29 protein-coding genes are annotated in these 26,551 nt (G+C 60.9%); 7 read left to right on the top strand and 22 right to left on the bottom strand.

All coding sequences use genetic code 11. The annotated features are described in order from the left end of the window. Positions 1 to 69: 69 nt before the first annotated feature. The gene (locus tag Q4I12_RS13205; protein WP_302261938.1) at positions 70 to 1,602 is read left to right on the top strand and encodes a DnaA ATPase domain-containing protein; all 1,533 of its coding nucleotides are present in this window, start codon (positions 70 to 72) and stop codon (positions 1,600 to 1,602) included. 477 nt (positions 1,603 to 2,079) lie between these two features. On the opposite strand, the gene Q4I12_RS13200 is transcribed toward Q4I12_RS13205, so the two are convergent. The 3 genes from Q4I12_RS13200 to Q4I12_RS13190 form a co-directional block, all read right to left on the bottom strand. Beyond that, on the bottom strand, positions 2,080 to 4,143 hold the full coding sequence (locus tag Q4I12_RS13200; protein ID WP_302261937.1) for an elongation factor G: 2,064 nt from the start codon (positions 4,141 to 4,143) through the stop codon (positions 2,080 to 2,082). Positions 4,144 to 4,214: 71 nt separating this feature from the next. After that, positions 4,215 to 4,466: a hypothetical protein gene (locus tag Q4I12_RS13195; protein WP_168935672.1), complete on the bottom strand. Its 252-nt coding sequence runs from the start codon at positions 4,464 to 4,466 to the stop codon at positions 4,215 to 4,217. 53 nt (positions 4,467 to 4,519) lie between these two features. Further along, complete coding sequence (locus Q4I12_RS13190) at positions 4,520 to 4,942, bottom strand: acyl-CoA thioesterase (protein ID WP_168935673.1); 423 nt, start codon at positions 4,940 to 4,942, stop codon at positions 4,520 to 4,522. Between Q4I12_RS13190 and Q4I12_RS13185 the strand changes: the two genes are divergently transcribed. Continuing rightward, the gene (locus Q4I12_RS13185; RefSeq protein ID WP_302261934.1) at positions 4,937 to 6,088 is read left to right on the top strand and encodes an MltA domain-containing protein; all 1,152 of its coding nucleotides are present in this window, start codon (positions 4,937 to 4,939) and stop codon (positions 6,086 to 6,088) included. The two genes, Q4I12_RS13190 and Q4I12_RS13185, sit on opposite strands and share 6 nt — an antisense overlap. A 602-nt stretch (positions 6,089 to 6,690) precedes the next feature. Here Q4I12_RS13185 and Q4I12_RS13180 read toward each other — a convergent pair. The 3 genes from Q4I12_RS13180 to Q4I12_RS13170 all read right to left on the bottom strand — a co-directional run bounded on the left by Q4I12_RS13180 (position 6,691) and on the right by Q4I12_RS13170 (position 10,936). Next, complete coding sequence (locus tag Q4I12_RS13180) at positions 6,691 to 8,088, bottom strand: aminopeptidase (RefSeq protein WP_302261932.1); 1,398 nt, start codon at positions 8,086 to 8,088, stop codon at positions 6,691 to 6,693. Between the two features lie 167 nt (positions 8,089 to 8,255). Then, positions 8,256 to 9,656: an L-seryl-tRNA(Sec) selenium transferase gene (selA, locus tag Q4I12_RS13175; protein WP_302261931.1), complete on the bottom strand. Its 1,401-nt coding sequence runs from the start codon at positions 9,654 to 9,656 to the stop codon at positions 8,256 to 8,258. Beyond that, complete coding sequence (locus tag Q4I12_RS13170) at positions 9,653 to 10,936, bottom strand: bifunctional folylpolyglutamate synthase/dihydrofolate synthase (RefSeq protein WP_302261930.1); 1,284 nt, start codon at positions 10,934 to 10,936, stop codon at positions 9,653 to 9,655. The genes selA and Q4I12_RS13170 overlap by 4 nt, the downstream gene beginning before the upstream one ends. Positions 10,937 to 11,168: 232 nt before the next feature. On the opposite strand from Q4I12_RS13170, the gene Q4I12_RS13165 reads away from it, so the two are divergent. Next, entirely contained in the window at positions 11,169 to 11,615 is a 447-nt protein-coding gene (locus Q4I12_RS13165; RefSeq protein ID WP_302261929.1) for a GNAT family protein, read from the top strand. Positions 11,616 to 11,764: 149 nt separating this feature from the next. Here Q4I12_RS13165 and Q4I12_RS13160 read toward each other — a convergent pair whose 3' ends face one another. The 3 genes from Q4I12_RS13160 to Q4I12_RS13150 form a co-directional block, all read right to left on the bottom strand. After that, complete coding sequence (locus Q4I12_RS13160) at positions 11,765 to 13,369, bottom strand: hypothetical protein (RefSeq protein WP_302261928.1); 1,605 nt, start codon at positions 13,367 to 13,369, stop codon at positions 11,765 to 11,767. A 16-nt stretch (positions 13,370 to 13,385) separates the two neighbouring features. Beyond that, positions 13,386 to 14,399, bottom strand: a complete 1,014-nt coding sequence (locus Q4I12_RS13155; protein WP_302261926.1) for a hypothetical protein — start codon at positions 14,397 to 14,399, stop codon at positions 13,386 to 13,388. 511 nt (positions 14,400 to 14,910) lie between these two features. Then, a protein-coding gene (locus tag Q4I12_RS13150; protein WP_412388922.1) for an IS5 family transposase occupies positions 14,911 to 15,701 on the bottom strand; the annotation gives its coding sequence in 2 pieces (ribosomal slippage) (positions 14,911 to 15,359 and positions 15,359 to 15,701; 792 coding nt in all). Positions 15,702 to 16,157: 456 nt separating this feature from the next. On the opposite strand from Q4I12_RS13150, the gene Q4I12_RS13145 reads away from it, so the two are divergent. Next, the gene (locus Q4I12_RS13145) at positions 16,158 to 17,501 is read left to right on the top strand and encodes a tyrosine-type recombinase/integrase (protein WP_302261924.1); all 1,344 of its coding nucleotides are present in this window, start codon (positions 16,158 to 16,160) and stop codon (positions 17,499 to 17,501) included. On the opposite strand, the gene Q4I12_RS13140 is transcribed toward Q4I12_RS13145, so the two are convergent. From Q4I12_RS13140 to Q4I12_RS13105, 8 genes are all read right to left on the bottom strand, one after another. Further along, entirely contained in the window at positions 17,479 to 17,748 is a 270-nt protein-coding gene (locus tag Q4I12_RS13140) for a hypothetical protein (protein WP_302261923.1), read from the bottom strand. The two genes, Q4I12_RS13145 and Q4I12_RS13140, sit on opposite strands and share 23 nt — an antisense overlap. Continuing rightward, entirely contained in the window at positions 17,745 to 17,951 is a 207-nt protein-coding gene (locus Q4I12_RS13135) for a hypothetical protein (protein ID WP_302261922.1), read from the bottom strand. The genes Q4I12_RS13140 and Q4I12_RS13135 overlap by 4 nt, the downstream gene beginning before the upstream one ends. A 217-nt stretch (positions 17,952 to 18,168) precedes the next feature. After that, positions 18,169 to 18,477: a nucleoside triphosphate pyrophosphohydrolase family protein gene (locus tag Q4I12_RS13130; protein ID WP_289616504.1), complete on the bottom strand. Its 309-nt coding sequence runs from the start codon at positions 18,475 to 18,477 to the stop codon at positions 18,169 to 18,171. Between the two features lie 9 nt (positions 18,478 to 18,486). Then, positions 18,487 to 18,765, bottom strand: a complete 279-nt coding sequence (locus tag Q4I12_RS13125; protein ID WP_302261919.1) for a hypothetical protein — start codon at positions 18,763 to 18,765, stop codon at positions 18,487 to 18,489. A 2-nt stretch (positions 18,766 to 18,767) separates the two neighbouring features. Continuing rightward, positions 18,768 to 19,283, bottom strand: a complete 516-nt coding sequence (locus Q4I12_RS13120; RefSeq protein WP_302261918.1) for a hypothetical protein — start codon at positions 19,281 to 19,283, stop codon at positions 18,768 to 18,770. An 8-nt stretch (positions 19,284 to 19,291) separates the two neighbouring features. Continuing rightward, complete coding sequence (locus Q4I12_RS13115) at positions 19,292 to 19,453, bottom strand: hypothetical protein (protein WP_204626380.1); 162 nt, start codon at positions 19,451 to 19,453, stop codon at positions 19,292 to 19,294. A gap of 61 nt (positions 19,454 to 19,514) precedes the next feature. After that, on the bottom strand, positions 19,515 to 19,991 hold the full coding sequence (locus Q4I12_RS13110; RefSeq protein WP_302261915.1) for a phage regulatory CII family protein: 477 nt from the start codon (positions 19,989 to 19,991) through the stop codon (positions 19,515 to 19,517). Positions 19,992 to 20,060: 69 nt separating this feature from the next. Then, positions 20,061 to 20,324 (bottom strand): XRE family transcriptional regulator, encoded by a 264-nt coding sequence (locus Q4I12_RS13105; RefSeq protein WP_297231046.1) that lies wholly within the window; start codon positions 20,322 to 20,324, stop codon positions 20,061 to 20,063. A gap of 100 nt (positions 20,325 to 20,424) precedes the next feature. Here Q4I12_RS13105 and Q4I12_RS13100 point away from each other — a divergent pair, with 100 nt between their 5' ends. From Q4I12_RS13100 to Q4I12_RS13090, 3 genes are all read left to right on the top strand, one after another. Beyond that, entirely contained in the window at positions 20,425 to 20,970 is a 546-nt protein-coding gene (locus Q4I12_RS13100; protein ID WP_302261912.1) for a hypothetical protein, read from the top strand. A gap of 26 nt (positions 20,971 to 20,996) precedes the next feature. Further along, a complete protein-coding gene (locus Q4I12_RS13095) occupies positions 20,997 to 21,242 on the top strand; it encodes a hypothetical protein (protein ID WP_302261911.1) in 246 nt (81 codons plus the stop codon). 1,276 nt (positions 21,243 to 22,518) lie between these two features. After that, positions 22,519 to 23,313 (top strand): hypothetical protein, encoded by a 795-nt coding sequence (locus tag Q4I12_RS13090; protein ID WP_302261909.1) that lies wholly within the window; start codon positions 22,519 to 22,521, stop codon positions 23,311 to 23,313. 177 nt (positions 23,314 to 23,490) lie between these two features. Here the strand turns inward: Q4I12_RS13090 and Q4I12_RS13085 are convergent, their stop codons facing one another. From Q4I12_RS13085 to Q4I12_RS13065, 5 genes are all read right to left on the bottom strand, one after another. Continuing rightward, positions 23,491 to 24,243 carry a hypothetical protein gene (locus Q4I12_RS13085; protein WP_302261907.1) on the bottom strand — a complete coding sequence of 251 codons (753 nt, stop codon included), beginning with the start codon at positions 24,241 to 24,243 and terminating at the stop codon, positions 23,491 to 23,493. After that, entirely contained in the window at positions 24,230 to 24,406 is a 177-nt protein-coding gene (nrdD, locus tag Q4I12_RS13080) for an anaerobic ribonucleoside-triphosphate reductase (protein ID WP_302261905.1), read from the bottom strand. Before nrdD ends, Q4I12_RS13085 begins: the two co-directional genes overlap by 14 nt. Before the next feature lie 8 nt (positions 24,407 to 24,414). Further along, complete coding sequence (locus Q4I12_RS13075; RefSeq protein WP_302261903.1) at positions 24,415 to 24,969, bottom strand: macro domain-containing protein; 555 nt, start codon at positions 24,967 to 24,969, stop codon at positions 24,415 to 24,417. A gap of 14 nt (positions 24,970 to 24,983) precedes the next feature. Next, on the bottom strand, positions 24,984 to 25,490 hold the full coding sequence (locus Q4I12_RS13070) for a tail fiber assembly protein (RefSeq protein WP_302261901.1): 507 nt from the start codon (positions 25,488 to 25,490) through the stop codon (positions 24,984 to 24,986). A gap of 280 nt (positions 25,491 to 25,770) precedes the next feature. Beyond that, positions 25,771 to 26,550: a hypothetical protein gene (locus Q4I12_RS13065; protein ID WP_302261900.1), complete on the bottom strand. Its 780-nt coding sequence runs from the start codon at positions 26,548 to 26,550 to the stop codon at positions 25,771 to 25,773. Position 26,551 lies beyond the last annotated feature (1 nt).

Below are 26,551 nucleotides of genomic sequence, written 5' to 3'. Positions count from 1 at the left end.
GGGGCGAGACATTTTTGAGCGGGCATGGCTGACCATGACCCGCGTACCGGCATTTTTCATGGGCGGGCAATGACAGGCATGCAAGAGCAGTGGCAGAAGATCTCTGAAAATTTGAGGGATGTCCTCAATCCCGGCATCTTCAAGGTGTGGATCCATCCCCTGGATGCCCATATCGAGGGGAACAGCCTGTGCCTTGCCGCACCCAGCGAATATGTGGCCCGCTGGCTGCGTGACCGCATGCGGGATACGTTGCGCTCCGCTGCCGCGCCCGTGTTGCAGGTGGCGCCGGAGAACATCGATATCCGTATCTCCTGTCAGGGTGCTGCTCCCGCTCCTGCCGCGCCCGCTGCCCCTGCCGCCGTTGCTGCGGCCCCTCTCGCTACGCCCGTGGCGCAGCCCGTGCATGAGGCGCCCGCAACGCCTCTCCATACGGCGCCTTCCCGTCCGTCCCAGCCCCTCTGGCAGCCCAGCCAGTGTTCCCTGCCTCTGCCTGCCCCCACGTTGCGCCCCCGTACCCGTCAGCGCTGGCGCTTCAGTTTCGACGATTTCGTGGTCGGCCCCTGCAACGCCATGGCCGTGGCTGCGGCCAAGGACATCTGCCATGACGGCGGCTGTGTGGAGACGCTGTTCGTCAGCTCGGCCTCCGGCCTGGGCAAGACCCACATCATGCAGTCCGTGGGCCGTGCCGTGCAGGAGCAGGGCGGTCAGGCCCGTCTGGCCTACCTTTCCGCCGAGGATCTGGCGTCGCGCTATGTGGCTGCCCTGCGCAGCAATGATGTGGAGAGCTTTCGCGCCCGTCTGCGCGATCTGGACGTACTCCTGCTGGAAGACGTGCATTTCCTCCAGGGCAAGGAAAAGATGCAGGACATGGTCCTGACCGTCATCAAGAGCCTGCAGGATCGCGGCGGCCGCGCCATCTTCACCAGCAGCTTTTCTCCGCGCGAGCTGGAAAAACTGGACAGCCAGCTGGTCTCCCATTTCTGCTCCGGCATCGTGTCGCCTCTGGAGCGGCCCGATACGGAAATGTGCCGCCATATCCTGGAGCGCAAAGCCAAGAGCTTTCAGGTGCTGCTGCCTGACGAGGTCTGTGATCTGCTGGCTGGGCGCCTGCAGGGCGACGTGCGCCAGCTGGAATCCTGCCTCAAAAGTCTGGTGTTCAAGGCGCGCATGCTCAATTGCGGGCTCAATCCCGAGCTGGCGCTGGAAGTGCTGCAGCAGTACGCCACCGTGGACTGTGGCCCGGACTTCGCCTCCATCGTGCGCCTGGTCTGCGAGAGCTACGGCCTCAACGAACGCCAGCTGGCATCCCGTTCGCACAAACAGCAGTACGTGCTGGCCCGCAATACCATCTATTATCTGGCCCGCAAGCATACGGACATGTCCCTCAAGGAGATCGGCGAGCGCTTCAACCGCCGTCACTCCACGGTCATCAAGGGCATCACATCCCTGGAACGCGAGATCGCCAATGAGTCCAGGGTCGGTCGCCAGATCTCCCGTGCTGTGGAGCTCATCGAACGCAATGCGGGCATCCGGCCCGAGATGAGCCTGGCAGGCAAGGTCCCTGCGGCCCGTCATGCGGCCCCCAGCCTGCGTTCCCTGTAAACGATACGCCTGATTTTTGCGAAGGGAGGACATCCGCGGATGACCTCCCTTTTTTGTTGCCTGCGGGAAGGGGCAGCCGGTGCCGTCAGGCCCTATCCCTGCCCATCGCTGCTGCAGCTCTGGCTCACCTGATACGGGGAAGGGCAGGGGGGATGCCGAGGGCGCTTTGCCGGACACGGTGCGGTCATCGCTCCCGGGGCTGTGTCACGATGTTTTCGGCTCTGGAACGGGCAGGAATCCTGCCTGGATGGCGTGGCTCTTTTCGCATTTTTGCTGTTCAGACAGCGCTGTGGCTGCGTCCTCCGTTCTGGGGCGATGTCCCTTTGTTGCATTCCTCTTCCGTCCACTCCGGGGAATGTTTCCCCTTTCTTGCAACCCTCGGTGCGCTGCGGGGGACCTGTGGAAGAACGTCCGTAAATAAAAAGGGCCACCCGCACGGAGCAGGTGGCCCTTGATCAGCAGGAGAGAGGCTGGGGCTTATTCGCCGGCCACGGCCTTCTGGTGTTCAGCGATGACCTTGTCGGCCACAGGCTGGGGAGCTTCTTCATAGTGGGCGAATTCCATGGTGAAGAAGCCCTGACCGGCCGTCATGGAGCGCAGGTCGGGAGCGTAGCGCAGCACTTCGCTCATGGGCACGTGGGCCTTGATCTCGGTGACACCGGCGGCGGAGTCGGAGCCCAGCACCTTGCCGCGACGCGAGGAAAGGTCGCCGATGACGTCGCCCATGCATTCGTCAGGCACGGAGACGGTCAGCAGCACGATGGGTTCCAGCAGCACGGGCTTGAGGCTTTCCATGGCTTTTTTGAAGGCCAGGGAGCCGGCCACCTTGAAGGCCATTTCCGAGGAGTCCACGGTGTGGTAGCTGCCGTCGTAGACCTTGACGCGGAAGTCCACCACCTGACAACCGGCCAGGAAACCGCGGGCGGCCGCTTCCTGGATGCCCTTGTCGATGGCGGGGATGTACTGGCGGGGGATCACGCCGCCCACGATGGCGTCTTCGAAGACATAGCCGGAACCGCGGGGCAGGCCTTCCATCTTGATCCAGCAGTCACCGAACTGGCCGCGGCCGCCGGACTGCTTCTTGTGACGGCCCTGCACCTGCACCTTGCCGCGCACGGTCTCACGATAGGGCACCTTGGGCGTCTTGAGGATGATGTCCACCTTGAAGCGGCGTTTGGCCTTTTCCACCGAAAGTTCGATGTGCAGCTGGCCCATACCGGAAAGCAGGATGTCGCCGTTTTCTTCGTCGCGGGCCAGACGCAGGGTGACGTCTTCGTCCAGCAGACGCTGGATGGCGGAGTAGACCTTGTCTTCATCGCCCTTTTCCTTGGGAGCCAGCGCGTAGGTGATGAGCTGCGGCGGCAGCTTGGGCATGGGCAGGGCAAAGGGCTGCTTTTCGTCGCACAGGCTGTCGCCGGTGCGGGTGTTCTTCAGTTTGGCCACGGCCACGATGGCGCCGGGGCCCACGGGTTCCTTGCAGGGGGTCTGGGTCTTGCCGGTCAGGAAGAGCAGGCTGCCCAGGCGTTCGTTTTCACCGCTGCGCATGTTCTTGAGGGTGGCATCACCATTGATGGTGCCGGAGAGGATGCGCACCAGCGAAAGCTGGCCGGAGAAGGGGTCGGCCAGGGTCTTGAAGACGAAACCGGCCACGGGGGCGTCGGGATCGGGCTTGCGTTCCTGGCCCAGGGCGTCCACAAAGGCGGGGCGCTCGGAAGCGGCGGGCAGCAGGGCCTGGATGGCTTCCAGCACGGCCACGCCACCCTTGTTTTCCAGGGAGGAGCAGACCAGCACGGGGCAGAGCTCACCGGCCACGGTACCCTTGCGCAGACCGATCTGCAGGTCTTCCAGAGACAGGCTGCCTTCTTCCAGGTATTTTTCCATGAGCTCTTCATCGCTTTCGGCGATGTTTTCCACGGTCAGGTCGTGGAGCAGGCTCACGTCGTCGGCCACATCGGCGGGCACATCGCATTCGCTGACAGCGCCGTCAGCGCCAAAGGTGTAGGCCTTGCCGGTCAGCACGTCCACATAGCCGGTAAAGGCCTCGCCTTCACGGATGGGCACCTGCAGCGCCACAGCCTTGACACCCAGGGTGGACAGGCCGTCGAAGGCCATCTGGAAGTCGGCGCGGTCGCGATCCATCTTGTTGATGACGAAGATGGCGGGCAGGTTTTCGGCGCGGGTGAGGTTCCAGAATTTTTTGGTCAGGGGGCGCACGCCATCCACGGCGTCCAGCACGAAGACGACGCCGTCCACGCCCTTGAGCAGGCATTCCATGTCGCCGGTAAAGTTTCCGTCACCCGGGATATCAAGCATGAAGTGGCGATTCTTGTTCCAGAGGCAGGTAGCCACCGCAGGCTGGATGGAGCCGCGACGACGTACTTCTTCCGGTTCATAGTCGAGGCAGGTGGTACCGTCTTCGATGGCGCCCATGCGGGTCAGAGCGCCGCTATTGAAGAGGAGCATCTCGGCCAGCGACGTTTTGCCGCAGCCGCCGGTGCCTACAAGTGCGTAAGTACGTTGGGTATCCACGGGGTTGGACATGCTAAAACTCCCTTAGTAAGCGATATGGCGAGCCCGGGGCCGCCGGATTTACGAGGGCAACGTGCGACCTTTCACACGGTAGTAATAAAACCATAGCCCGACATGGCCAAAAAGGGAAGTGCCCCAACTTTTTTGCTCAACTTGACATCTGCGCCCGGAAAGACAAAATAGATGGCTGCTTGTGCAAGAATGGGGACAGGCACCTCCCCGGGAGCCTGAAAATCCGTGCCCGGTACGAGTCCTCCGCGTCCCTGCCGTGGCGTGCGGATGGGCACACGGCAGAAAATAATAAAAAATGTTGTGAAAAATTTTTCCAATGCCATAAAAAAAGCCGGGATGTCCCCGGCTTTTTTCGTGTTCGGCTGTCAGGCCGCCGCTATTTCAGGTTGCCCAGAAGATCGCGCAGCCAGTCCGGCACGGCCACAGGACGTCCCTGACGGTTCACCAGGGCGTGCTGGGTGCTGCCCGTGGCCAGCAGGCGCGTCTTGTCCTCGTTCCACATCTCGTATACAAAGCGCATGGACGCGCGGCCCCATTCGCTGATGGCCGTGTGGACCTGCACCAGATCGTCATAGCGGGCCGGGGAACGGTAACGGCACTGGGCCTCGCGGACGGGCAGGATGATGTCCTTTTCCTCCACATCACGGTAGCTCATGCCGCAGGCGCGGATGAATTCGCTGCGCGCCCTCTCGAAGATGTGGAGATACTCCGCATAATACAGAACGCCCATGGTATCTGTTTCACCGTAGGAGATCCGGTGGGTGAACCAGATGGCCGGGGAAGGAAAATCGTCATGCATCAGAAAACTCCTTTGCGTGTGGGGAAGGGGCTCCCGCGTCTGGCGCTGTGCGCCGTGCTGCTGGCCGCCCTGGCGCTGTCCGGCTGCGGGTCGCGGCAGACGCACGAGGAATACCTGATCCCCAAAGGGCCCGCCGTGGGCTTTGAATCGCCCGAATTCTTCACGGAGCATCTTGCGCCCCGGAACCAGGACCTGCAGTCGTGGCGCGAGATGGCGCCTACGGTGCGGAAATCCCTGCGCTATGTCAAGAGCAAGCCCGCCGTGGCCGTGGCCATCGACCGTCCCGGCCTGCGCCTGACCTGGGGCGACCTGGAACGCACCCTGCTGCGCCTGCAGGAGCTGCTGCCCCGTCTGGATGCCGAACCGCAGCTCTTCCTCCAGAACTTCCAGTGGGTGGAGGTCCCCTCCGGCATCGCCTATTCCGGTTACTATGAGCCCCGCGTCAAGGCCAGCCGTACCCGCAAGCCCGGCTACGAGCAGGCCATCTACGCCCTGCCGCCGGACATGAAGCAGTACAAGCGCCGCCACAAGGGCCGTTACTATACCCGCCGCCAGATCGAAGAGCAGCAGCTGCTGGCCGGTCGGGGGCTGGAACTGGCCTGGGCCGCTGACCCCGTGGACGTCTTCTTCCTGGAGATCCAGGGCTCCGGCCGTCTGGTCTTCGATGACGGTACCGAGGCCTTCATCAACTATGCGGGCCAGAACGGCCACAAATACAAGAGCTCGGGCCGCATCATGCGCGAGAAGGGCCTGCTCAAGCGCGGCGACATCTTCGAGCAGCGTCAGTGGTTCAAGGACAATCCCCAGCGCGTGCGCGAGATCCTCAACGAGAACCCCAGCTACGTCTTTTTCCGCTACGGCAGCCGCGGTCCCACCGGCGCCATGGGCCATGTGGTGGACGAATGGCTCTCCCTGGCCGTGGACCGCAGCTATATCCCGCTGGGGGCCGTGGTGGCCTTTGGCGTCAACGTGCCGGATGAAAAATACGGCAGTCTGCCTCTGCGCGGCATCGGCTTTGCCCAGGACGTGGGCGGCGCCATCAAGCAGCGGCGCATCGACCTGTTCTGCGGCGGTTCCGAACGCGCCAATTATGTGGCCAGCCATCTGGATGCCCCCGGCCCCGCCTGGGTGCTGGTGGCACGGTAGGGAGCGGGGAAAGGCTGGTTCGAGGGGAGGGGAACCCCTTTGCGGTGCTGTCGATGCCCGTAGCTTCCTCCGTCGTAACGGGCACGGCGCTCCCAGCGGGAAAAAGGGGGCAGCTCCCCACTCCTCCCCCAAAACCGCTCATATGATCTTTCTGGAAGGTCCCCGTCGCTGACCGGCGGGCAATGGAAAAGCGGACATCTCAGGATGTCCGCTTTTCGTTTTTTGCGGCGTTAGTCAGTGGGTGTCCGGTGGCGGAAAACAGAAAATACAGGGCGGATAGTCTTGCTACGCCGCGAGGCAGGCGTGCGAGATGCAAGAAAAAGCGTACTGCCGGATATGGCGATGTACGACGGCGCGTTACTTTCCGCCGGGCATGCCGCAAGAATCCCTTCGATCAGGCAACAGACATGGCGGTATGACAGACTGTCTTTTCTCCGGTCAGGGGCTGGAAGTCCCTCCCCGCCAGACAGCGACGGAGACCTTCCATGCCGACCAGAGAAACGTTTTTTCAGGGGTGGGGGAGAGTTTGAGAGGGGGCGGGGACAGTTTTTACAAAAAACGTCCCCGCCCCCTCTCAATGATGCCGCTTCAGCAGCGGCGGGCTAACCTTCGAGGAAGGCTTTGTAGGCTTCGGCCGTGGCAAGGATGTCCACGCAGCTGGCCAGCTCGAAGGGGCTGTGCATGGAGAGGAGGGCCGGGCCGCAGTCGATGACCTGCATGCCGTAGGCGGCCAGGAAGAGGGCCACGGTGCCGCCGCCGCCCACATCCACCTTGCCCAGTTCGGCGGGCTGCCAGGGGATGTTGCGGGCGTTGAACAGGCCGCGCACATAGCCGTAGAACTCGGCATCGGCATCGCTGGCACCGTATTTGCCGCCGGAGCCGGAGTATTTGGAGCAGACGGGGCCGTGGCCCAGCTGGGCGGCGTTCTGCTTTTCGTGCACTTCGGGGAAGTCGGGGTCGAAGGCGGCGTCCACGTCGGCGGACAGGGCGCGGGTATTGAGCAGCACCTGCGAGACAGGGATGCCCGGGGCCCAGGCGCGGGCCAGGTCTTCGAAGCAGTACTGCAGGAAGCGGGAGGCCGCGCCGGTGGCACCGTCGGAACCGATCTCTTCCTTGTCCCAGAACATGACGGCCATGTTGGGGCAGAGGCGGTTGGTGTTCTTGGCGTTGAGCAGGGCCTCCAGGGCGGTGAAGACGCAGATGCGGTCATCCTGGCCGTAGCCGCCCACCAGCCCCTTGTCGAAGCCCACATAGGTGGCGGGGCCCGCGGGCACGACCTGGAGTTCGGCGGTGACGAGGTCTTCCTCGCGGATGCCGTACTTGGCGTTGAGCTGCTCCAGCACGTGCTGCTTGATGGGCTCCTTGATGTCCTTGTTCTTGGCGGCGGTGGGGGCCGGGCTGTGGCCGAGGATGATGTTCAGCTTTTCGCCGTCAAAGACTTCGGCCAGGGTCTGGCTGTTTTGCTTGCGGGCCAGATGGGGCAGCAGGTCGGCGATGGTGAAGACGGGCTCTCCGGCTTTTTCTCCGATGGCCACGCTGATGCTCTTGCCGTTTTCCAGCACCACCACGCCGTGCAGGGCCAGAGGACGGGCCAGCCACTGGTACTTGCGGATGCCGCCGTAATAGTGGGTCTTGGCCTGGGCCACACCGGGCTGCTCGACCAGCGGACGCTGCTTGAAGTCCAGACGGGGGCTGTCGGCATGGGCGGCGATGAGGTGCACGCCCTTCTGCAGCGGGATCTTGCCCTTGCGGGCGGCAAAGATGGCCTTGCCGCGCAGGTTGCGGAACACGGTGTTCTTTTTGAAGTCCTCGCTGAACCCGGCTTCCTGCAGGCGTTTCTGCACATAAGCCACGGTCTCGCGCTCGGTCTTGCAATTGCTGAGGAAATCCATGTACCGCTTGACCAGAGCGTCCATCTGGCGCTTCTGGGTGGCGGTGGTGTACACGTCCCAGGCATTGCGGGGACTGTAGGTGAGGGAAGGCGTTTCTGCTTTTTTCATATCCAGTATCCTTTAGGCAGCGGTACTGCGGCTGCCTTTTCATGGAGCCGGTGCCCGGCTGGCCGGAGGTCCGGCAGCCGCGGCAGGGCGTGATGCTCCGGCCGGTGCATGGCCGGGAAGCATGGCCCGCATGGCGCTGTGGAGCGGGGTGCGGGCGGAAATAGGCTCTAGCCGGCCAGCAGCTGTTTGAGCAGGGCCGTCAGGCGCGGCAGGTCTTCGGGCAGGAGCGTGCGCGGGTCGAGGCAGAAGCTCCTTTCTTCCAGACGGCCCAGCACCGGCGGCGTGGTATCCAGCAGGGCCTGCTTGAGGGCCGTGGCGCTCATGGCGGCGGGCTCCAGGCAGACCAGGGTGGTGGGCAGGTCGCGTTCCGGGAAGGCGCCGCCGCCCACGCGGGAAACATCCGGGCGCAGGCTGATGCGGCAGGCGGGGCCCAGGGCGCGGCGCAGCCGGGCGGCCAGCGAGCGGGCGGCACGGGCCAGGTCTTTGGGGTCCCGGCAGATGTCGCGCAGGGTCGGGATCTCGCGGCGGGCGCGTTCGGGCTCGCAATAAAGGCGCAGGGTGGCTTCCAGCGCGGCCATGGTCAGCTTGTCGCAGCGCAGGGCGCGGGTGAGGGGATTCTTTTTCAGGGCCTCGATGCGCTCCCGGCTGCCCACGATGAGGCCGCATTGCGGGCCCCCCAGCACCTTGTCGCCGGAGAAGGTCACCACGTCGGCGCCTCCGGCCACCACTTCGGGCACCGTAGGTTCGTTGGGCAGGCCCACGGAAGAAAAGTCCATGAAGGAACCGCTGCCCAGATCCTCGATGACGGGCAGGCCGTGTTCCCGGGCCAGAGCCGCCAGATCGGGCAGGGGCACGGCGGAATGGAAGCCCACGATGCGGTAGTTGGAGGTGTGCACGCGCATGAGGGCGCGGGTGTCTCCGTTGATGGCCGCGGCGTAGTCGTGCAGGTGGCAGCGGTTGGTGGCGCCCACTTCGCGCAGGCGGGCACCGCTTTTTTCCATCACTTCCGGGATGCGGAAGCTGCCGCCGATCTCCACCAGTTCCCCGCGCGAGACGATGACCTCGCCGCCCTTGCAGAAGGTATCCAGCACCAGCAGGACGGCGGCGGCGTTGTTGTTGACCACCATGGCGGCCTCGGCGCCGGTCAGGCGCTGGAGCAGCTCGTCGATGATGACGTAGCGGCTGCCGCGTCCGCCGCTGTGCAGGTCGAGCTCCAGGTTGCAGTAGCCGGAGATGACCCGGCGCACGGCCTCCTGGGCACTCCGGGCCAGCACGGAACGTCCCATGTTGGTATGGATGACCACGCCGGTGCCGTTGATGACATTACGCAGGCGCGGCGCCGTCTTGCGGCGGACGAAGGCCAGCAGCTCGGGCAGACAGGCCTCCAGGGCCAGTTCGGCGGCATCCTGTACGCGACCGGCGCGGATGTCGTCGCGGCGGCTGTTCCAGAAATCCGTGACGGCCTCGCGCAGCAGGGGGCGGGGCAGGTCGTGCAGGGCCTTGTCCGCCGTCAGCAGGGCATCCAGACTGGCGTCCATGGACGGCAGGGCACGGAAAAGGTGGTTCATGCGTCCTCCTTGGCGCCCCGGGCGGAGGCGGGCTGTTCCAGCAGATGGGGGTAGAGGCCGTAAAATTCCGCCAGCATGTACAGGGACCCGCTGATGATGACCGGGGCCCTGTCGTCGCCGGGCAGGTCGCGCACGGCATCCAGGGCGTTGCGCACGTCGGGCAGCAGGGTGGCATGGGCCGGGGCCGCAGCGTTGGCGGCGGCCACCACCTGGGCGGCGTCGGCGGCGCGCTCGTTGTGCAGGGCCGGGATGAAGAGCGGCGCGTCACCCAGGGCCCGCTTGAGCAGCATCAGGGCCGGGTGCCAGTCCTTGTCGCCCAGGCAGGAATAGATGGCCGCGCGCGGGCGCAGGCCGGACTGGCGCACATGGGCCAGCAGGGCGGCCATGCCGTGGGCATTGTGGGCGCCGTCCAGCAGCAGGGGCGGATGCTGGTCCGTGGCGGGCACGGACTGCAAACGGCCGGGCACGAAGGCCCGGGCCAGTCCCCGAGCCACGGCATCGGGCCGCGGCGTCACATGCAGGCGCGGGGCCAGGGCCTGCCAGGCGTGCAGGGCCACGGCGGCATTGATGCGCTGGTGCGGCCCGGCCAGCCCCAGCGGCATGTTGCCCGGCAGGGGCTCGACGATGTTCAGGGGAGCGGCCAGCCGTTCGGCCTGACGGCGCAGGACCTCTTCGGCAGCCGGGAACTGGGGCGCGCTGACCACCGGCACGCGGGGGCGGATGGCGCCGCACTTGTCCAGGGCGATGTCTCGCAGGGTGGGGCCCAGGATGGCGGCATGATCCATGGCCACGGGCGCGAAGCAGGTCAGGTCGCTGGCCAGGGCCGTGGTGGCGTCATGGGCGCCGCCCAGCCCGGCCTCCATGACGGCCAGCTGCACGCCCTGACGGGCAAAGGCCAGTATGGCCAGCACGGTCAGGAATTCGAAATAGGTCAGGTCCGGTCGCGCCGCGTAGACTTCCGTAGCCAGCCCGGGCCACAGGTCTTCTTGCAGAGGGACGCCGTCGATGCGGATGCGCTCGCAGGGGGAAAGGAAGTGCGGCGAGGTATAGAGTCCGGTGCGGCAGCCGTGGGCGCGGGACAGGCTGTCCAGAAAGGCGGACGTGGAGCCCTTGCCGTTGGTGCCCACGATCTGGGCCACCACAAAGGGCGGGCGGGAAAGGCCCAGGCGGGAGAGGGCGGTCTCCATGCGCGTCAGGCTCAGGTCCATGTGGAAGAAACCAAGGCCGTCCAGGTGTTCCCAGATCTGGTCGATGGTCGTGAAATGCTTTGCAGTCTTCATGCCGCGACCATGCCACAATTCCCTGTCCTTGTCAGCGCTTGCGCCAAGGGGAAAAACGTTCCATCGCAGGATGGCCGTACGAAAAAAATATTTTATGCCTGTGGCTGCTGCGGCGTACTGACTGCAAGTGGTGGCCGGGGGATCGGGCAGCATAGTGATGCCTGTTGCAGACCGGGCTGCTTGCGGCAGTCCCATTCCCTTGCTAGGCTGGATTCCGAAAAGGAGGCTATGCATGATCCGTCTTGAAAAGGCCGGCCGGGAAGATCTGGCTGCTCTTGTACAGTTGCAGGAAATGGTGCGGGCGCGTCTGCTGCCGGAAGGGCAGCCTTTGCCCGAAACGGCCGGAGATTCGCTGGAGGATTTTTTTGCTCACGGCGTGGTGTTGCGGGCCCTGATGGAAGACGACACCATGGTGGGTGCCGTAGGCGGGCGAGAAGTGGACGGCGGACAGCATTTGGCCCAGCTGCTGGTGCATCCGCAATGGCAGGGACAGTATGTGGAGACCATGCTGCTGTTGCAGATGGAAAGCCTGCTGCCCGAGGCCCGGCGCGAACTGCTGTTCCCGGCACGGGATGCCGCGGATCTGCGGCCACTGCTGTGGCTGGGCTATACCGTCAGTGAAGAGACGCCCCTGCCGCACGGCCTGACCCTGTACCGGCTGGAGAAAGAGGCTGTGTAAAGAAGTTGTTATAGTACGTCAGCGGCTCTTGTGCTCGAAAAACGGGAGCGGGATCGCAAAGGGATATTCAGAAAGGCGGTCACATGCGAACCATGTGGCCGCCTTTCTTTTGGAGAAACATGCCGGGAGGCTCGAATTCGTGGAAGAAGTCAGAGGATGAGCGGGGCGTCGCTCTCCATCATTTCATCGAATTCTTTGTCGGTCTTCCAGCCAAGCGTACAGCCGAAGGCCTGGTTGAGAGATTCGAGTGCCATGCAGGTCCGCATGCTGTCCCGGGAAGCCAGGGCTTCTCGCAGGTCAGTGAAGTTAGATCTGAACAGACGCGCCCGTTCAGCATAATACTTCTGCAAAGAGGCTTCTAGGGCCCTTCTCTGCATGCGCAAGCGGGGAATGGCTTCGCGGCAGACAGTTTCTATCTGTTCCCGACGAAGCCGGGAGGCATCGACACGGGAAAAGAGGTTCGTCAGCGTGAAAATCGTCGCGTCGATGGAACGATTGGCGAACACGACGGCAACACCCGCCAGTGCTGCTGCCATCAGACCGCTCAGCATCCCGGGGATGCCGAGCGCCGTCAACTGCTGTTCCAGCGTGAAGGCGAGCGTACCTATGCCGACGGTCGTCAACGTCTTCAGGATGACCGTGACCAGCTGGGAGAAGCTTTCTATTTTGCCGGTAAGGTAGTCATATATGGATTCCCAAACCGTCGAGATCCCTTGGGCGAGGGTCGAAAGCAGGGCCCCCGCGGATTTGAAGATATTCCGCAGCACGCCAAAGAGGAGGTGCAAGGCCTCAAGGGCAAATTCCTTGCCGACACGTACGACAGCGCTTGCGGTCAGCTTTTTCCAGAAGATGCCCAGGAAGCGTTCCAAGCGCTGCCAGATGGTGAGCTCTGAAGGATTCGTCGCCGCATCCCGCAATTCCCAGACAGCCCCACCGATGACCAGCATGCCCGCTTCGGCCAGTATGCCTTGCATGGACCTTTCGCCAGCCCGGCAGACCCCGTCCTTTACCGTCTGCATCGCCACATGGGTATAGGCAGCCTGTTGCGTCTTAATCTGGTCACGGGTCAGGGAGCTTTTACGCAATTTGGCAAGAGCCGCCTTGGCCCGAGCTGCCAGCTCCTCATTCTGGCTGCACGCCATGCGCTCCAGTTCGGCCTTGTGGTGTTCGTAATCATCCGCAGGCACAAGGATCACATCCGGCGCCTGGTCATCCTGGGAGATAGTGTAGCGTTCTTCCAGCAAGCCCCGTGTATCTTTTTCGGCCTTGAGTTGCTGTTTGCTCTTGATACCGGATTCATCATAGCCGACAACATCCGTATAGGGATTGTTGAACGTCGCAAGAGATTCCAGATCTTCATGCGGCAGTTTTTCCCCATCTTTGCACTGCTGGTAGTACAGGTCATCCACACGGTCGTAGGTCACGCCTGTTTTTTGGATGATCGCATCGCGATTTTGTTCTCCCACTGCAAGGGATTCAAAGATAAATCCGTATACGCGAGGGCTCTTGTTGAGGGAACCATCTTTGTTATGGGTGACGTTGTATACGGAGCGGCAGGCAGCGACCTGGTTGGAATACAACGCTACACCGTCAGCAAGGGCCAGATTGCTGCCAAAGGCAGACATGAAACGCCGGAGTAACTGTTTTCCGACCTCATCAGCCACGTCTTGAAGTACCCCTTTGGGAATCGCCATTTGCTGTGAGGGAGCTTCAAGAATGTCCGGGGGGTCTAGCAGATGGACTACAGAGCTCACAGGGATCCTCCTCGAGTTACATCAAAGCAAGCTGTCGCAAAAACGATGTATTTTTTCTCAGAAGCGTGCGGAGTTCCCGCGTGACAGCACCAGAATCATCAAAGAGAGGGGTTTTGAGGATGTTCGAGACCGTTTTGGCCAGCTCGAAGGATGTTTTTACCACAAACCTGTTCTGGGGATCCTCTTTAATAATGCTGTAGTTTATTTCCTCGTTCACTACTGCCTGGAGTTTGCGATTGAATGCATAGCAATAGGGGGTCAGCTCTTCGATGACGTCCCGCAGCTCATCGGCAGCATCCATGATGGCCTGGGCTCCTGTGCAGGCAGCACGCATGGATTCGGCCGCAGCCTTGGCCTTGCTGAGGTTGGAACGGGCATCTTCGATGGCTTCCTCCGATTTGGACGCCAGGACGAGTCCTCCTACAGCCAGAACTGGAGCAGCCACTATCCCGCCAAGGACAACAGTCCCTCCCGCCATTCCCAGGCCTCCGGCAGCCAACGCGCCACCGCCGAACCATGCCAAGGTGGCATTAGTTGCCGCAACACCGCTAAGAGCGCTGATTGCCGTACCTGTAGAGGCCGAAGCTAAAGCGCCAGCTGCACCAAAGGCACCAAAGCCAGCCAGCGCACCGCTTGAAAGCGCCGCAGCGCCGCTTGCAAGAACACTAGAAATCTCGAGAGAGATTTGCTGGATCTCTGCTAAGTCTGCCGTAATACAAATGTCGGTATCAAAATCAAAGTCGTCGTTATGCTCGATATTCTTTATTTTTTGAGCCGTTTCGATAAATGGCAGCAAGAATTTTTTATGGATGGAGATCTTCTTTCTCCCCAGGTCCTCCAGACTGGCCTGCGTTTCTTCCCGGACATCTTCCAGACGCTCCACGGCATCATCATAGATCCTTTGGGCATCTGCCGAGATATCCTTCGCCCGGTCAAAGTTTTCCTTGGCATCGAGCCCTTTTTTGACACCATATCCCCCGGCGAGCAGCGCGGCTCCACCAATGAGAACTGGAATGAGTGGCAGTGGCATGGCGTACCTCCTTGTTGATAGTTTCCCGTCTGCTATGCAGCTTGATGAAAAAAGACTGTCGTCGACCTCATGCTTCTCAAGGTCACTGGGAAGCTGCCCTGATAATCCTCTCAGATACAGGCAGCCTTGCCGTGTTTTGAGGATATACTCCTCGAACGACATGGTTTTGCTAAAGAAAACATAGCCTTCACGAACGCGGCATTTGAGAGGCCGATGTTCATAGCATAAACAAAGATGACTCTTCTGATCATAAAATCTGCAAACTCCTCGTCCGTTATCGAGGTCAGAATAAAGGTCGCCAAATGCTCTGAGATGGCTGCAACAGGCACCGCAACGGGTACATTCGAAATTAGGCATACTGGTATATATTGATGTAATTTGCACTGTTATTTAAGTTGGATATAAAAATAATTATCCTTGTTCATAAATTATATAATTGCTTTCTGGAAATCAAGCAAGTTGATGGGGCATGATGGATAATATAGTGCTATGATTAGAACTCATTTCATAATTAATGGGCAATTTTTATAACTCTTCTCAACAAAATCATAGAAAAAGCAAGGTGGACAAGAGCCGTAAAACGTTCAACGCACCTTTCCCAACGAGTTATTGCCTTTTTAAATTTGTTAAGCCACGCAAAAAGGCGTTCAATTTTCCATCTTCTTTTGTAACGGCGCAAGAGCCGTCCGTCTTGCGTCGCCGGCTTTTTACGATTCTTGCGGTGCGGCGCGATGAGTTCAATTCCCTGAGAAGCAAGGGCTTCATCAAGCGGATCGCTGTCATAGGCACGATCCCCAATAATTCTTCGGGGTCGTCCCAACGTGACAATTTCATTGATTGTAGCCTGGACAAGTCTGACTTCATGAGGGTTAGCAGAATCCGTGTACACGGCGATAGGTAAACCAGAAGCGTCAGCAATAACCATGAGCTTCGTACCTTTGCCCCGCTTGGTCTTTCCCACTTTTGGGCCCCTTTTTTTGCGACAACGAATGTGCCGTCAATGAAGCATTCTTCCAGATTTATCAGGCCATTATCTTCAAGATGCCGGGCCAGAGACTCCAGAATTTTTCGAAGCCTTCCATCTTTTACCCATTTGCTGAATCTCCGATAGCAAGTTGCGGAAGATGGAAACCTGTCCGGTAAGTCCGCCCATGCCGCGCCTGTACGCAAGACCCAGAGGACGCCATTTAAAACTTCTCTGTCAGAATGAATTTGTGGACGTCCTGCGCCTGTGCGCTCTTTCTGAAAAAGAGGTTCCAGGACAGACCATTGATCATCAGTTAGCATTTCGGCTTTGCTCATTTTTTGAGACTAACCGAAACCTTAAATTTTCTCCAGAATTATGAAATGACTTCTATAGTTGTGTGTTCATTGCAGATATTGCGATATGGCAAATCGATGTTCCATAACATGGAAAAATATGGCAGCCTATGCGACTTTTTCCGTATGTATGAATCATCTCCAATTGGGGGAGGTATGGAGCGCTCTCAAAAGCTGGGCACAGGAAAAGGTGCTTACGCCTGTCGACGGGATGAGCAGAGGACGAAAAAGAAAAAGACGGTCACAGGAAGTCCCGTGACCGTCTTACTTTTCTGGTGGCGCGCCCGGGAGGATTCGAACCCCCGGCCAAGAGCTTAGAAGAATACTGACGGTAGTGCCCATGAGTGCCTTTAAGCACTTATCCCCTTGATTTTCAAGTCTTGCGGGTGATAGCAGATACCCATAACTGCCCATGGAATCTAAAAAGGTGGGTGACAAATGGGTGACAAACAGCGATGGCATACGTTGCCGGGGAAAGAGGGAGTGCTGTATCGCGAGCATCCCACGCGGAAGCATGGCCGTGGACCTGACCGTTGCCTCTCGATCCGTTACAGGGTTGGAGAGGGCAAGCGTGTCCATGAGTCGCTGGGCTGGACCAGCGAAGGCTGGACGGTCGCCAAAGCCGTCGCCTTGCTGCGCGAGCTGAAGGAAAATATCCGCACAGGAAAGCGTCCGCAGAGCCTGCGCGAGATGCGGTCCATGGCTGAGGAGCAGAAGCAGCGCGAGACCCAGCTTGCCCGTAGAGCACAGATAGCCGATTTGACCTTCCGAGAGCTGGCAGAGCATTACACCATGTGGACTCAAGCGCATCGTGCCAGTCATACCAAGGTCGTCCAGTTGCTGGCAACTCATATCCTGCCCATCCTTGGAGATCGTCTCGCACGAGAGATCACGCCGCAGGACGTGGCTGATCTTGGCCGAGTTGTCGCTGCCAAGCGGCCTCTTTCTGGACGGAATAAAAACAATCCCGCAGCCGGGCTTTCTCCCCAGACGGTTTTGCACATCCTCAAAACCGTTCGGGAGGTCTACAATTACGCATTGGAGACGCCAGCCCCAGGCGCTCCAGGCATCATGCTGTTCAGCGGCGCGAATCCGGCGATTTTGAGCCGCCGCAATCGCGCTATCATGCTCCCCAAAATGGACAGCCGCCGACTCCGCGTCCTGAGCGATGCAGAGATCACGGAGCTGCTTAGTTACAGGGGGCGGCGTGGGGAGTCCGTGGAGATCCACGACATGATTTTGCTCTCCCTGGATACGGGATTGCGCGCCGGGGAGCTTCTCAACTTGCGCTGCGAAAGCTGCGATCCTGAGACCGGAGCCATTCGCGTGCTTACCGGAGCAAAAGATAGCGCTCGGTCCACAAAAGGCGGAAAAACACGCATCCTCCATGCGGGGCGTCTTTTCCCCGAGGCGCTCTCCATGCTGCGCGAACGCCTGCAGCGTATCCCTTCGGGTTATCTTTTTCCTGGTCCAGACGGGCATGTGCGCTCTCCGTTCAGCCTGCCGCGTGCAATGCATCGCATCATGGACAAGCTCGGCTTTAACGATGGTGTCACCGATCCGCGCAACCGGGTGGTCTGGCATACCCTGCGGCACACGTTCGCCACACGGATGCTGGAGGCCGGGCTGGACATTTATGCCCTGAAGACGCTCATGGGCCACGCCAGCGTCACGACCACGGAGATCTATCTCCATATCTGCGACATGGACAAGCGCCGGGCCGCTCTGGCCAAGGCAGAGCTGGCCCGGCAAAAGCTGGTTACAGGGACGGGGGAACAATGAGCGTCACTCCTTTGGCTTCGAGATAAGCGAGGAAGAAGGCCGTCGGGTAGACGACAGCGTCGCCCATCTTCATACGAAACTTGGGGCCATTCCCCAGATAGTCATCGTTAGAGACGCTCTTGGAGCTTATGGCACCGCCGGTGAAATACTTGACCTCCTTCCTGGCGATCATGGGAGGAAGCTGGTCCAGGAAGCAACCCAGCACCTTCAGCTGGGGCGGATCGGGAATCTGGGTGACATTACTCATGATCCGACCTCCACAAAGCGCGTCAGCGCCGCATCGCGGGCGATGCCCCACGGGCGCTTGCGCATGGTAAGCCCGGCGTTGCGGGCGGCCCCCTCCAGATCTTCGGGGCGGCCGTGCCAGTGGAACTGTGCCTGGGCGACAACAGACAAAAACTTGAAACCGAAGCTGCGATCCGTCTTGTAACGGGGGAGGACGAAGCGCAAACCTCGCGCAGGGCCGCCTCGGCAGGACGGGTCGCTCCCTGGTCAGGGACAGCGTGCATCTTGGTGTAAAAGGGGCATGTCATGGCCAGACGTTGCCCCACGGGGCAGGACAGGCAGAGCCCCAGCTCCTGTCGGGAGGGAGTGCTGCAGATGATGCCACAGCACGCCCCGGAGCTGATGACGCGCCCCAGACGGGGGCAGGTCACCGGAGCGCTGTTCATGCCGGATCCTCTCCGGAGACGGGCTCCGCTGGCAGAAGGGCGCGCAGGCGTTCGCACTTGAGCGCGACACTGGCGTCGAGCTCATCGGCCATAAAGGGCTCGGTGCGCAACTGGTCGATCATCACCAGCACGTCGCCGATGGCATCCACCACGTCCTCACGGGAGCCGCAGCGGCCGCGGCGCAGGTGACTGATGGCCACGATGGCCTCGGCCAGTTCTTCCTGCAGGATCTGCAGCTGGGCATCCAGACCAAAGTGGCGCACGGCCTGCCTGGCGAGGGATGCATCCATCAACAGGGTAGACATACGGACCTCCTACTGCCGGGGAAGGATATCGTCGGCGAGAGGGGCTTTTTTGAGATGCGCCACGATCTCGCCCAGGGCCAGCGCGCCGAACTCCGCCACCTCGGACATGCAAAGCGCTCCGGACGCGGAGCGGAAGCTCAAGTGCGATTTTGCAGCATCCCCGAAGGCGATCATCACGCAGATCCTCCCGCGGGCTCCTTCCTGCTTGCCCCGGTCCATGAACTCCTTGACGCCGCGCAGGATATCGGCGCGTTTCTGGCCGATGAAAGGGGAGATATCGTCGTCCATACTCACCTCGTAAGGTCAAAATATATTTCCGTCCCGCGCTCATCGCAGCCCGGGAAGGCACGCATCAGAGCCGTCACCAGTGTGTCCGTTGTCTGGCAGGCATAGCGCCATGCGCCCGTGCGGGCATAGAGCGGACAGGTGGCTCTGGCATCGTCCATCAGGGTCAGGGCCGCCGCCAGCATGGCGCAGGCCAGAAAAGCCCGGCGCTCAGGCGGCAGCCCTGTTTTTTTGAGGTAGGGGCGCAGGCGGTTCTCCATTTTTTCCAGCGCATACTCGACCTCGCGCCGCCTCTTGACGCGGGCAGCGTATCCCGTGGCCACAACTGCCAGCCACTTGCAGATCTTTGCATATTGCTCCGGAGCGGCCTTTTCAAAAATCGGCTTCCAGACGCGCAGGACATGGAACAGGACAGAGATGGCCACCTTGCACTTTTGTGCCTGGCGCAGTTCCGGCAGGTCGGGGATCATATCCGCCACGGCCCGCAGCTTTGCCCGTTCTTCAGGAGACAGAGCGCCCATGCTTCCTCCTACGCCACGGCTGCTGCCCGGCGCTGTCCGGCCTGCTGCAGGAATGCCAGCAGGGCACGATGGGTCATGCTCAGGCGCTGGGGCGGCAGGCCGCGCAGGCGCACCAGATAGCTGGCTGTCTTGACAGAGGCCGCGGGCTTTGCATACAGTTCTTGGGACATAGCACTCTCCTTTGTGAGGGGTCAGGCCTCGGGCGGTACCAGCGCCCGGGGCCTTTTTTTGTTATTCGGGGGATAGCTGGCGGTCATGGACATCGCCCGCCAGCGCCACCAGTTGCATGATGGCCTCCACGGCCTCGTGGCTCAGGCGGCGCATCTCCTGCAGCTCTTCCGCCGTGATCTTGCCGTCCGCGATCTGCTCCGCCGCCGCCACGGCGAATTCCCCGAACTCGCGGATGCTGACGCTCAGGCCCGTGACAAGCTGCACCGGCCCGTCATCCGGGAGGCGCAGGGGCACGAAGGCACCGCCGCGCTGCCTGGCCAGGAAGACCAGCGGCAGATCGCTCTCGCAGACGTCCATGAGCGGCAGGAGCAGTTCCGCGCCCAGCTTGTGGCCGGGCTGCTGCGAGAGCTCGCTCATCAGGGTGGCGTAGGGCTTGCCCACCAGGTCCGCCACCGTGCGGGCATCCAGGCCAGAGGGGGCCGCCTTGACCATGCCATGGACCACGGCCGTGAGGGAGGGATAGGGAGGACGGTTCATGCGAAAATCCCGTTATTGTTTGCGTGGTTCATTCATCGAAAATGCGATATGCGGACACAATAGCGCGGATCAGCGCGTGCGGGGCTTGGGGCCGGTGGGCACATCCTCGGCCCTGGGCAGGAGCTCCACGGGGATGTCCAGCCGGTAGCGCAGGACACGGTGATGCCGCACGGGCATGCGCTCGTTACGCAAGCTCTTGCTGACGGACCGGCCAGATATGCCGAGGAATTTTCCAATAGATTCAAAGGTGATGCCGTGCTCCAGCATCCAGACCTTGAGCTTGAGGAAGCGCTGCTCTTGCCTGCCTGTGGGGGTTAAGATAAACTGCTGCATAAAATCCTCTTTTTGTTCGGCGGGGATATTGAATGTGTATGTATGTGGGGAAAATATGTATGATTCATACATATTTGTCAACGCAGATTCAGGGATAAAAATGAACAGAACAAATAATTCTGAATTATACGAGCGTGTTACGACGGCGGGAAAATTTTTCGGCGGCCTGCCCGCATTCGCGGAGATGATCGGGGTCCAGTACCGCACCTTTCACGCCTATTTGAGCGCCAAGCGCCAGCACAACCTGTGGCCGCTGCTGCCCACCATGCTGGAGGCCTTTCCGCGCCTGTCGCGGCAATGGCTGTATTTTGGCGAAGGCCCCATGCTCATCGGGCACGGCACGCCCCTGGACAGGCCGGTGCCCCTGCAGGAGATCGCGGCTGCGGCCGAAGCCATGGCCGCCGAAGCGGGCGGGACCTGGGGCGATGTGCTGACCTACATTGTGGATGCCGCACGGGCGGAAGGGGAGAAGCGGGAGCCGGTGGCCGACAGCCGCCAGATCCAGGAATTGCAGGAAAAGCTGCTGGCGGCGCAGGCAAAGATCATCCAGTTGCAGGATGAGCTGCTGACCAGGCAGAAGGAAGGGCACGCAGGCGCCCCCAAGGCCGCGCCTGCCCGCATTGGCGACAGTGCTGCCCGTTTGTAGGGTGGCGGCAGTAGGAGGGGAGGAAAATGGCGCTTGTCCTTTGTCCGGAATGCAAGCGGGAGATCAGCAGCGAGGCAGGAACCTGTCCCCGCTGTGGCTATCATATCACCTCATCCCGGAGCCGTTTCTGGGCGAAGCTGTTCTGGTTTCTGTTCGTTTTGTTCAATGTCCTCATGCTGCTGTACGCTCTTTTCAACATAGGGCCGATGATTACCCATGGGATCATCCCGAGCTGGGCAGGCAGAATCGTATCCTTTTTGAAGCAGGGCTGAAGCTATGGGTCTGGGGCGACGTGATTCTCGGTATGCCTGCCATCTTGCAGTACCTGCGTTCCAAGTAAGGGAGGGGACATGATTCGCATGCCTGTACCCATGATGAAATGTCCCCGGAAGATTTCATCGCGGGTGTGCTGGCCTATCTGAAGGGGAAAAAAGATCCGTCCAGCCTGTAGCGCCGTTTTTCGGGGCTTGCCAAGGGGGGAGGGAACGGCTAGAAAAAAGAAGGCGGCAGGTGCGCGAACACCCGCCGCCGTGGGCACATCCCCCGCGATTAACTGGATCGCAAGTTTTGGCCCGGTAAGAGTTGCACCTCCTACCGGGCTACTTGCGTCTTAGAGGTTCAACAAGCGAATCACCAAGGCCGCAAGGACGGCGGCCACAAAGGCAGCCAGCACGTCCCGGAGGAAGTGTTTCATGGGAGTACCCTCCTTTAGGAGGATGCGCCCGCCGATGGCCTAGCACAGATGCCTGACAGGCCGCAATCTCCCGCCGGTTGTGGCCCTCAATTATGATGAGACGCCCCGCAGAAAGTTTCCTTCCTGCGGGGCGTTTTCCGTTGTGGGGAATCTTGTTTCACCCGGAAATAAATGCTACTATAGTCGTTAAACTATGCTTTGCCCGGAATATAGCAAAAGGAGCAAACAGACATGAACGGTTATTCCCTGTTTTTTGTAGTGATATTCTGTGGTTGTGCTGTCTGGAGCCTTGCCGGGCTGATATTTCCCAAGGTGCTCGTGGTGGCACCTCCTGAGCGGAGAACGCGGGGCTATGCCTTTTTCTTCCCTTTGGCTGCTGCGGTTTTCTTTTTTGGGCTTGCTCTGTTCTGTGACCCTAAGGTTCAGGCCGCCGGTGTCTCTCTTATCTTGTTTGGCGGTATCCCGGGCATGCTGTTATGGCGAAACATGCACCAGCCGCTCCGCCCTTGCGAGCTGCTGGCAGCAGCAAAAACAGACAGAGAGCCTGCAAGGCCCTCCAACGACACCCCTGTGGAAACGGACTGTCCTTTCTGCGCGGGTAGGCAGGAAAAAGAGGGCTACGGCTCTTTTGAAAATTATGAACGCTACCGGGAAGCTTTGGACAAGGCGCTGGATACGACGTCGTGCGGCAAGGCTGTCTTGGACAGACTGGATGCCTTGGTGGAAGCGGCCCCTCTTGCAGATCATGAGCTGCTGACAGAGGCTATTGAGGAGTGCTTTTTCCAGCAGTGTGAGTCCAAGCATCCCGTGGTGTGGTGCGCCTGTTCGACAAGATGCACCAGGAGCATCCCTGCATGGCGTTCGCCCTGCGGCATGGGGGGCTTGATGAAATGGTCGCCGCCTTCTGCGAAAGCCTCAGCAATCCCCTGCCGGAAAAGGGACGTGCCAAAACCATCGTGGGGCTTTTGCAATCGGATCACCCGCTGATCAAGGGCGCCCTGGCATCTTCTGCGGCTGATATCGCCGACTGGCTGGACGGGGAGTGCGAGGAACTCTGGCCAGACTGGGAGGCCGGTACCCACAATAATATGCCGCCTGAAGCCCTGATTTCGGAACTCGTGGCTTGCCTTGCCGGAGAAAAGAACTCGGAGGCTATTGCCGAGGACGCTTTGCCTGAGACTGGCATGCAGATGCGCCTCCCCAGTGAGAGCCGCAGGGGCATTTTTTATGATGTGGATCTTGAGGCCATGACCTGTACTTGTCCAGATTGGCAAACACGGCGCAGTGCCCAGCCTGTGGATTCTCCGGCGCGTTACTGCAAGCATCTGTTAAAAGGCCTTGCCTTGTATCCTTCTGCATTTCCGCCTGCATTGGAGGATATGCGTCTTTTGCTGGAGGCTTTTCAGGCTGACCACAGGGGGATGCTCTGCCCATCTTCGGAATATTCGGTATTTTACGGGACTTACAAAGGAATTCCCTACGCCTTGGGATGGCAGCATGACTCGGAGTGGGGAAATGTGTTTTTGCCCGGCATGCGCTATGGCTACAGCTTTGAGCAGCAGCGCTGGTCTTACGGGCAAGAACCGGACGATGCTGATTTCTGGATAGCAGAACTGGCCAGTCTGATGGGTGAAAACATTGCAGGTTAGGAGATGAGCATTCCTGATTCTAATACCCTCTATTTTTTAAGAGATAATTATCATCAGTGTGTCAATGGAAAATATTCTACAGATTTTGCAAAAGTAGTATGTTTTTATGACAGAATGAAATACGGATGGGATTAAATTTCCCTCAGGGCCGCTCTATGCGGCCCTTTCTCTTTTGCTTCACAGCAGCCTGCCCTCCAGCTTCGCCATGAGGGCAAGGGCCTCTTTTTTGCCCATGCGTGGCCCTTCGTGTCCGGAGAGACGTATCCACCAGCGGTTTTTATAGCAGCGGGTGGCGCTGACCGTACCACCCTGGCTGGCGGTCAGGCCGCGGCACACGCCGGGCAGGAGCCAGTGCAGGGGATTCCGGTCCCGCCGGTTCCAGCACCAGCCGATCCAGTTTGCCAGATCCGCGACCAGCCCGCGCAGCCCGGCCTGCAGAAAATGATCTTGCCAGAAGACGCAGTCCTCGGCCCGGATGCTGGCCCCGTCATGCGCCCATGCCGCGAAGGCCCGCACCGTGAACCGGCTGCGGACGCCCCAGTTGCGGATCACGCAGCGGCGCATCAGCACACGCACGCCATCCTGCGCCTCCGGAGCGCGGCGGCCGATATCGCGCACGATGCAGTCCTCCAGCACCAGCTCCGCGCCTGGGTCCGTCTCCGGGTAATCGCCGTTGCCCCACAGGATGCCCTTGCCCACCCTGGCTACGCGAGTCTCGCGCACCACGGCCCGGGCGCCGTCCACCCCGGAGAGGCCCTCGTCGAGCCTCTCCAGCGGCCAGCTGCCCAGATCCACTACACAGCGGCGGATGACCACAGGCCCATCGCTGCCATAGACGGTGATGCCGTCACCCCCCGCACTTATGGGCGCCGTGATGTACTGGTCCTCGATGATGCGGCCGGAGCTGCCGGGCCCGTCATTGCTTGTCATCCAGATCACCTCCCGTTGCATGCTTGACGCGATCCCGTTCTTCGGCCCGCTTGGCATTGTTGAACCGCTTCAGCGTGCCTACCAGGTAGCCGGTGATCCGCCGCACGCGCTCGAACGGCACGCCCTGGCCGCGCGCTTTGGCGGTCGATGTGTCATGATCCATAGCGCCTCCTAGATGGTACGGGCCTCCGCCAGCACCGCCGGGAACGCTGGCGGATACAGAGCATCGCGGATGCCCCAGGCCATGGCAGCGGCGGCCTCTCGGGGAGCGAGACATCCCGTTCCCGTCCCCATGCCCGGGATGGCTACGCGCTCCAGCCCGGCATCCAGCGCACAGCGTACCGCAGCCCGTGTGGCCAGATAGGCTGGCTCTGCCGTCTCCAGAACGCGCGGCACACGCATGGTCGGCGCACTGATGCACCAGGGAATGGGCGGATAGCCCGTCTTCACCAGCAAGGCCTGCCCCACCAGAAGCTCGCCGTTCGCCTGCTCCTGGATCATGCGCTGGAGCCGCTGCTGGAGCTGCGGACCGAAGCAGCGCGTATAGAGGGCATCCAGACCGCCATCCATGAACCCGTAGCTATTGGCCGGGCTGACCACAGCCAGCACGTCCAGGGAGAGGATGTCCCCCTCCACCACCCGCACACAGTTGGAGAGATCAGCGCCGATACGCTCTCTCCAAGCTGCAGCCAGATGGGGCTGTACCGCACAAAGGACGATTTCCATGCCGCCTCCCTGACTTAGATCCCGGCGGGGAGATCAGGCCACGGGGTGGACTCCCCGCCGCCATCCCAGGGTGCGCCCTCCTGAGAAGGCAGATCACGCAGGGCCTGGCGGTAAAGCCGCACGGCCTCTTTGTGGGTATTATCCAGCGGATAGTCCTGCATCAGCAGGTAGTCCGTGGCGGTAAGACGCCGGTCACGCTCGGCGCGCAGGCGCTCGAAGTGGGCCGCCTCGCTGTTGTACTCGGCCAGACGGACAGCTTCCGCCTCGGCGGCAGCCTGCTCCAGACGGGCCTTTTCTTCTTCCCACATCTTCACATACGGCGCGATCCGATCCGCGTAGATGTCGGCGGTCAGAAGTTCATTACGGGGAGGCTCATGGCCGTAGCCCAGCCATTCGATGTGTCCCTGCTTCCCATCCCATTGCAGGGCGTGCATGCGCTCCGGAGCGTTGAAATCAAAGGTCAGGGCCTGACCGTCCACGATCACGAGTCTGTCCGCAGGGACAACGGTTACTCTGGGCATGTCTTTTCTCCTTATTTTTTGCCGTATTGCGGCGGGTTAAAAAATCTGTCCGGCACTGTGGGGGCCACGACCCTCACCGTGGAGCAGTTGGCCAGCCATAAACACGGAGGGACGGTCATACTCGGATCAGGTGCAGGTGGTGGGGTTCCTGGAACGAGCAGCACCGCGTACTACCTAAGAGCTATGGATAATGCTGGTGGCAGTCAGCCGCACACCCACACGCTGGACGGTGCATCTGAGGAAGAATCCTCCCTGCCCCCGTACTACACGCTTGCGTACATCATGCGATGCGCATGATCAGGGCCAGGGCGTAATAGGGCGGCAGACTGTCGGCAGCGCCGGATGCTCCCGATAACGTATGTGTATGGGGCTGGGAGCCGCCTGTTGCATCAGTCGTTTGTTTGCCGGAGTTCGCACTGCCCTTGGCTTCTGCAATATCGCCATAAGTGCCCTTATTGAACGTATGAGTATGGCTTGGCATCTGCGCCACGCTCAAGGTCGTGCTGCCGACAGTGCCGGACAGACTATGCGAATGCTTCTCCGATCCGCCTGTAGAGCCAGCTTTGTAGGTATCAGATACCCCCATGATCATGCGTCCGCGCAGATCAGGTACGGTGCCGCCTTTTCCGTCGCTGCCGCCGTCACAGAGCACCCATCCGGTATCGGGTTCACTGCCGCCCAGGGGGATGGGGTGGCGGTTCCCCTCGCCGCCGAACGTGCCCGCGAACGCCACGATGGTCCCCGGGATGGCAGCGGAGACCGTCACATCCAGTGTGCCGTCTTCTTTGACAGACAGGCCGGATCCTGGTTTGACGATACCGGCCTTTTCCTTGGTGGCGACGGCCACCTTTTCCGTGAACAGTTGCTGGAGGGCTTTCCACAGCTGGCCAAGGTCGTCGCCACTGGGCTCCAGGCCTGCCTGCCGGATGACCTCCACAATCTCGCGCTGGGGATGTTCCACGGCCTCGGCAGGCACGGCGCTGCCGCGGACCTTGCCGGGCTGGCCGGTGACGTACTTGGCATCGGGGTCCTGGGATCCGGCGGGGGGATTGTATTTCATG

The organism is Desulfovibrio piger, from assembly GCF_951793255.1.
In the GTDB taxonomy this organism is placed as follows: Bacteria; Desulfobacterota; Desulfovibrionia; order Desulfovibrionales; family Desulfovibrionaceae; genus Desulfovibrio.
The sequence above is the reverse complement of the archived record's forward strand: the minus strand, read 5'-3'. Positions and strand labels throughout refer to the sequence as shown.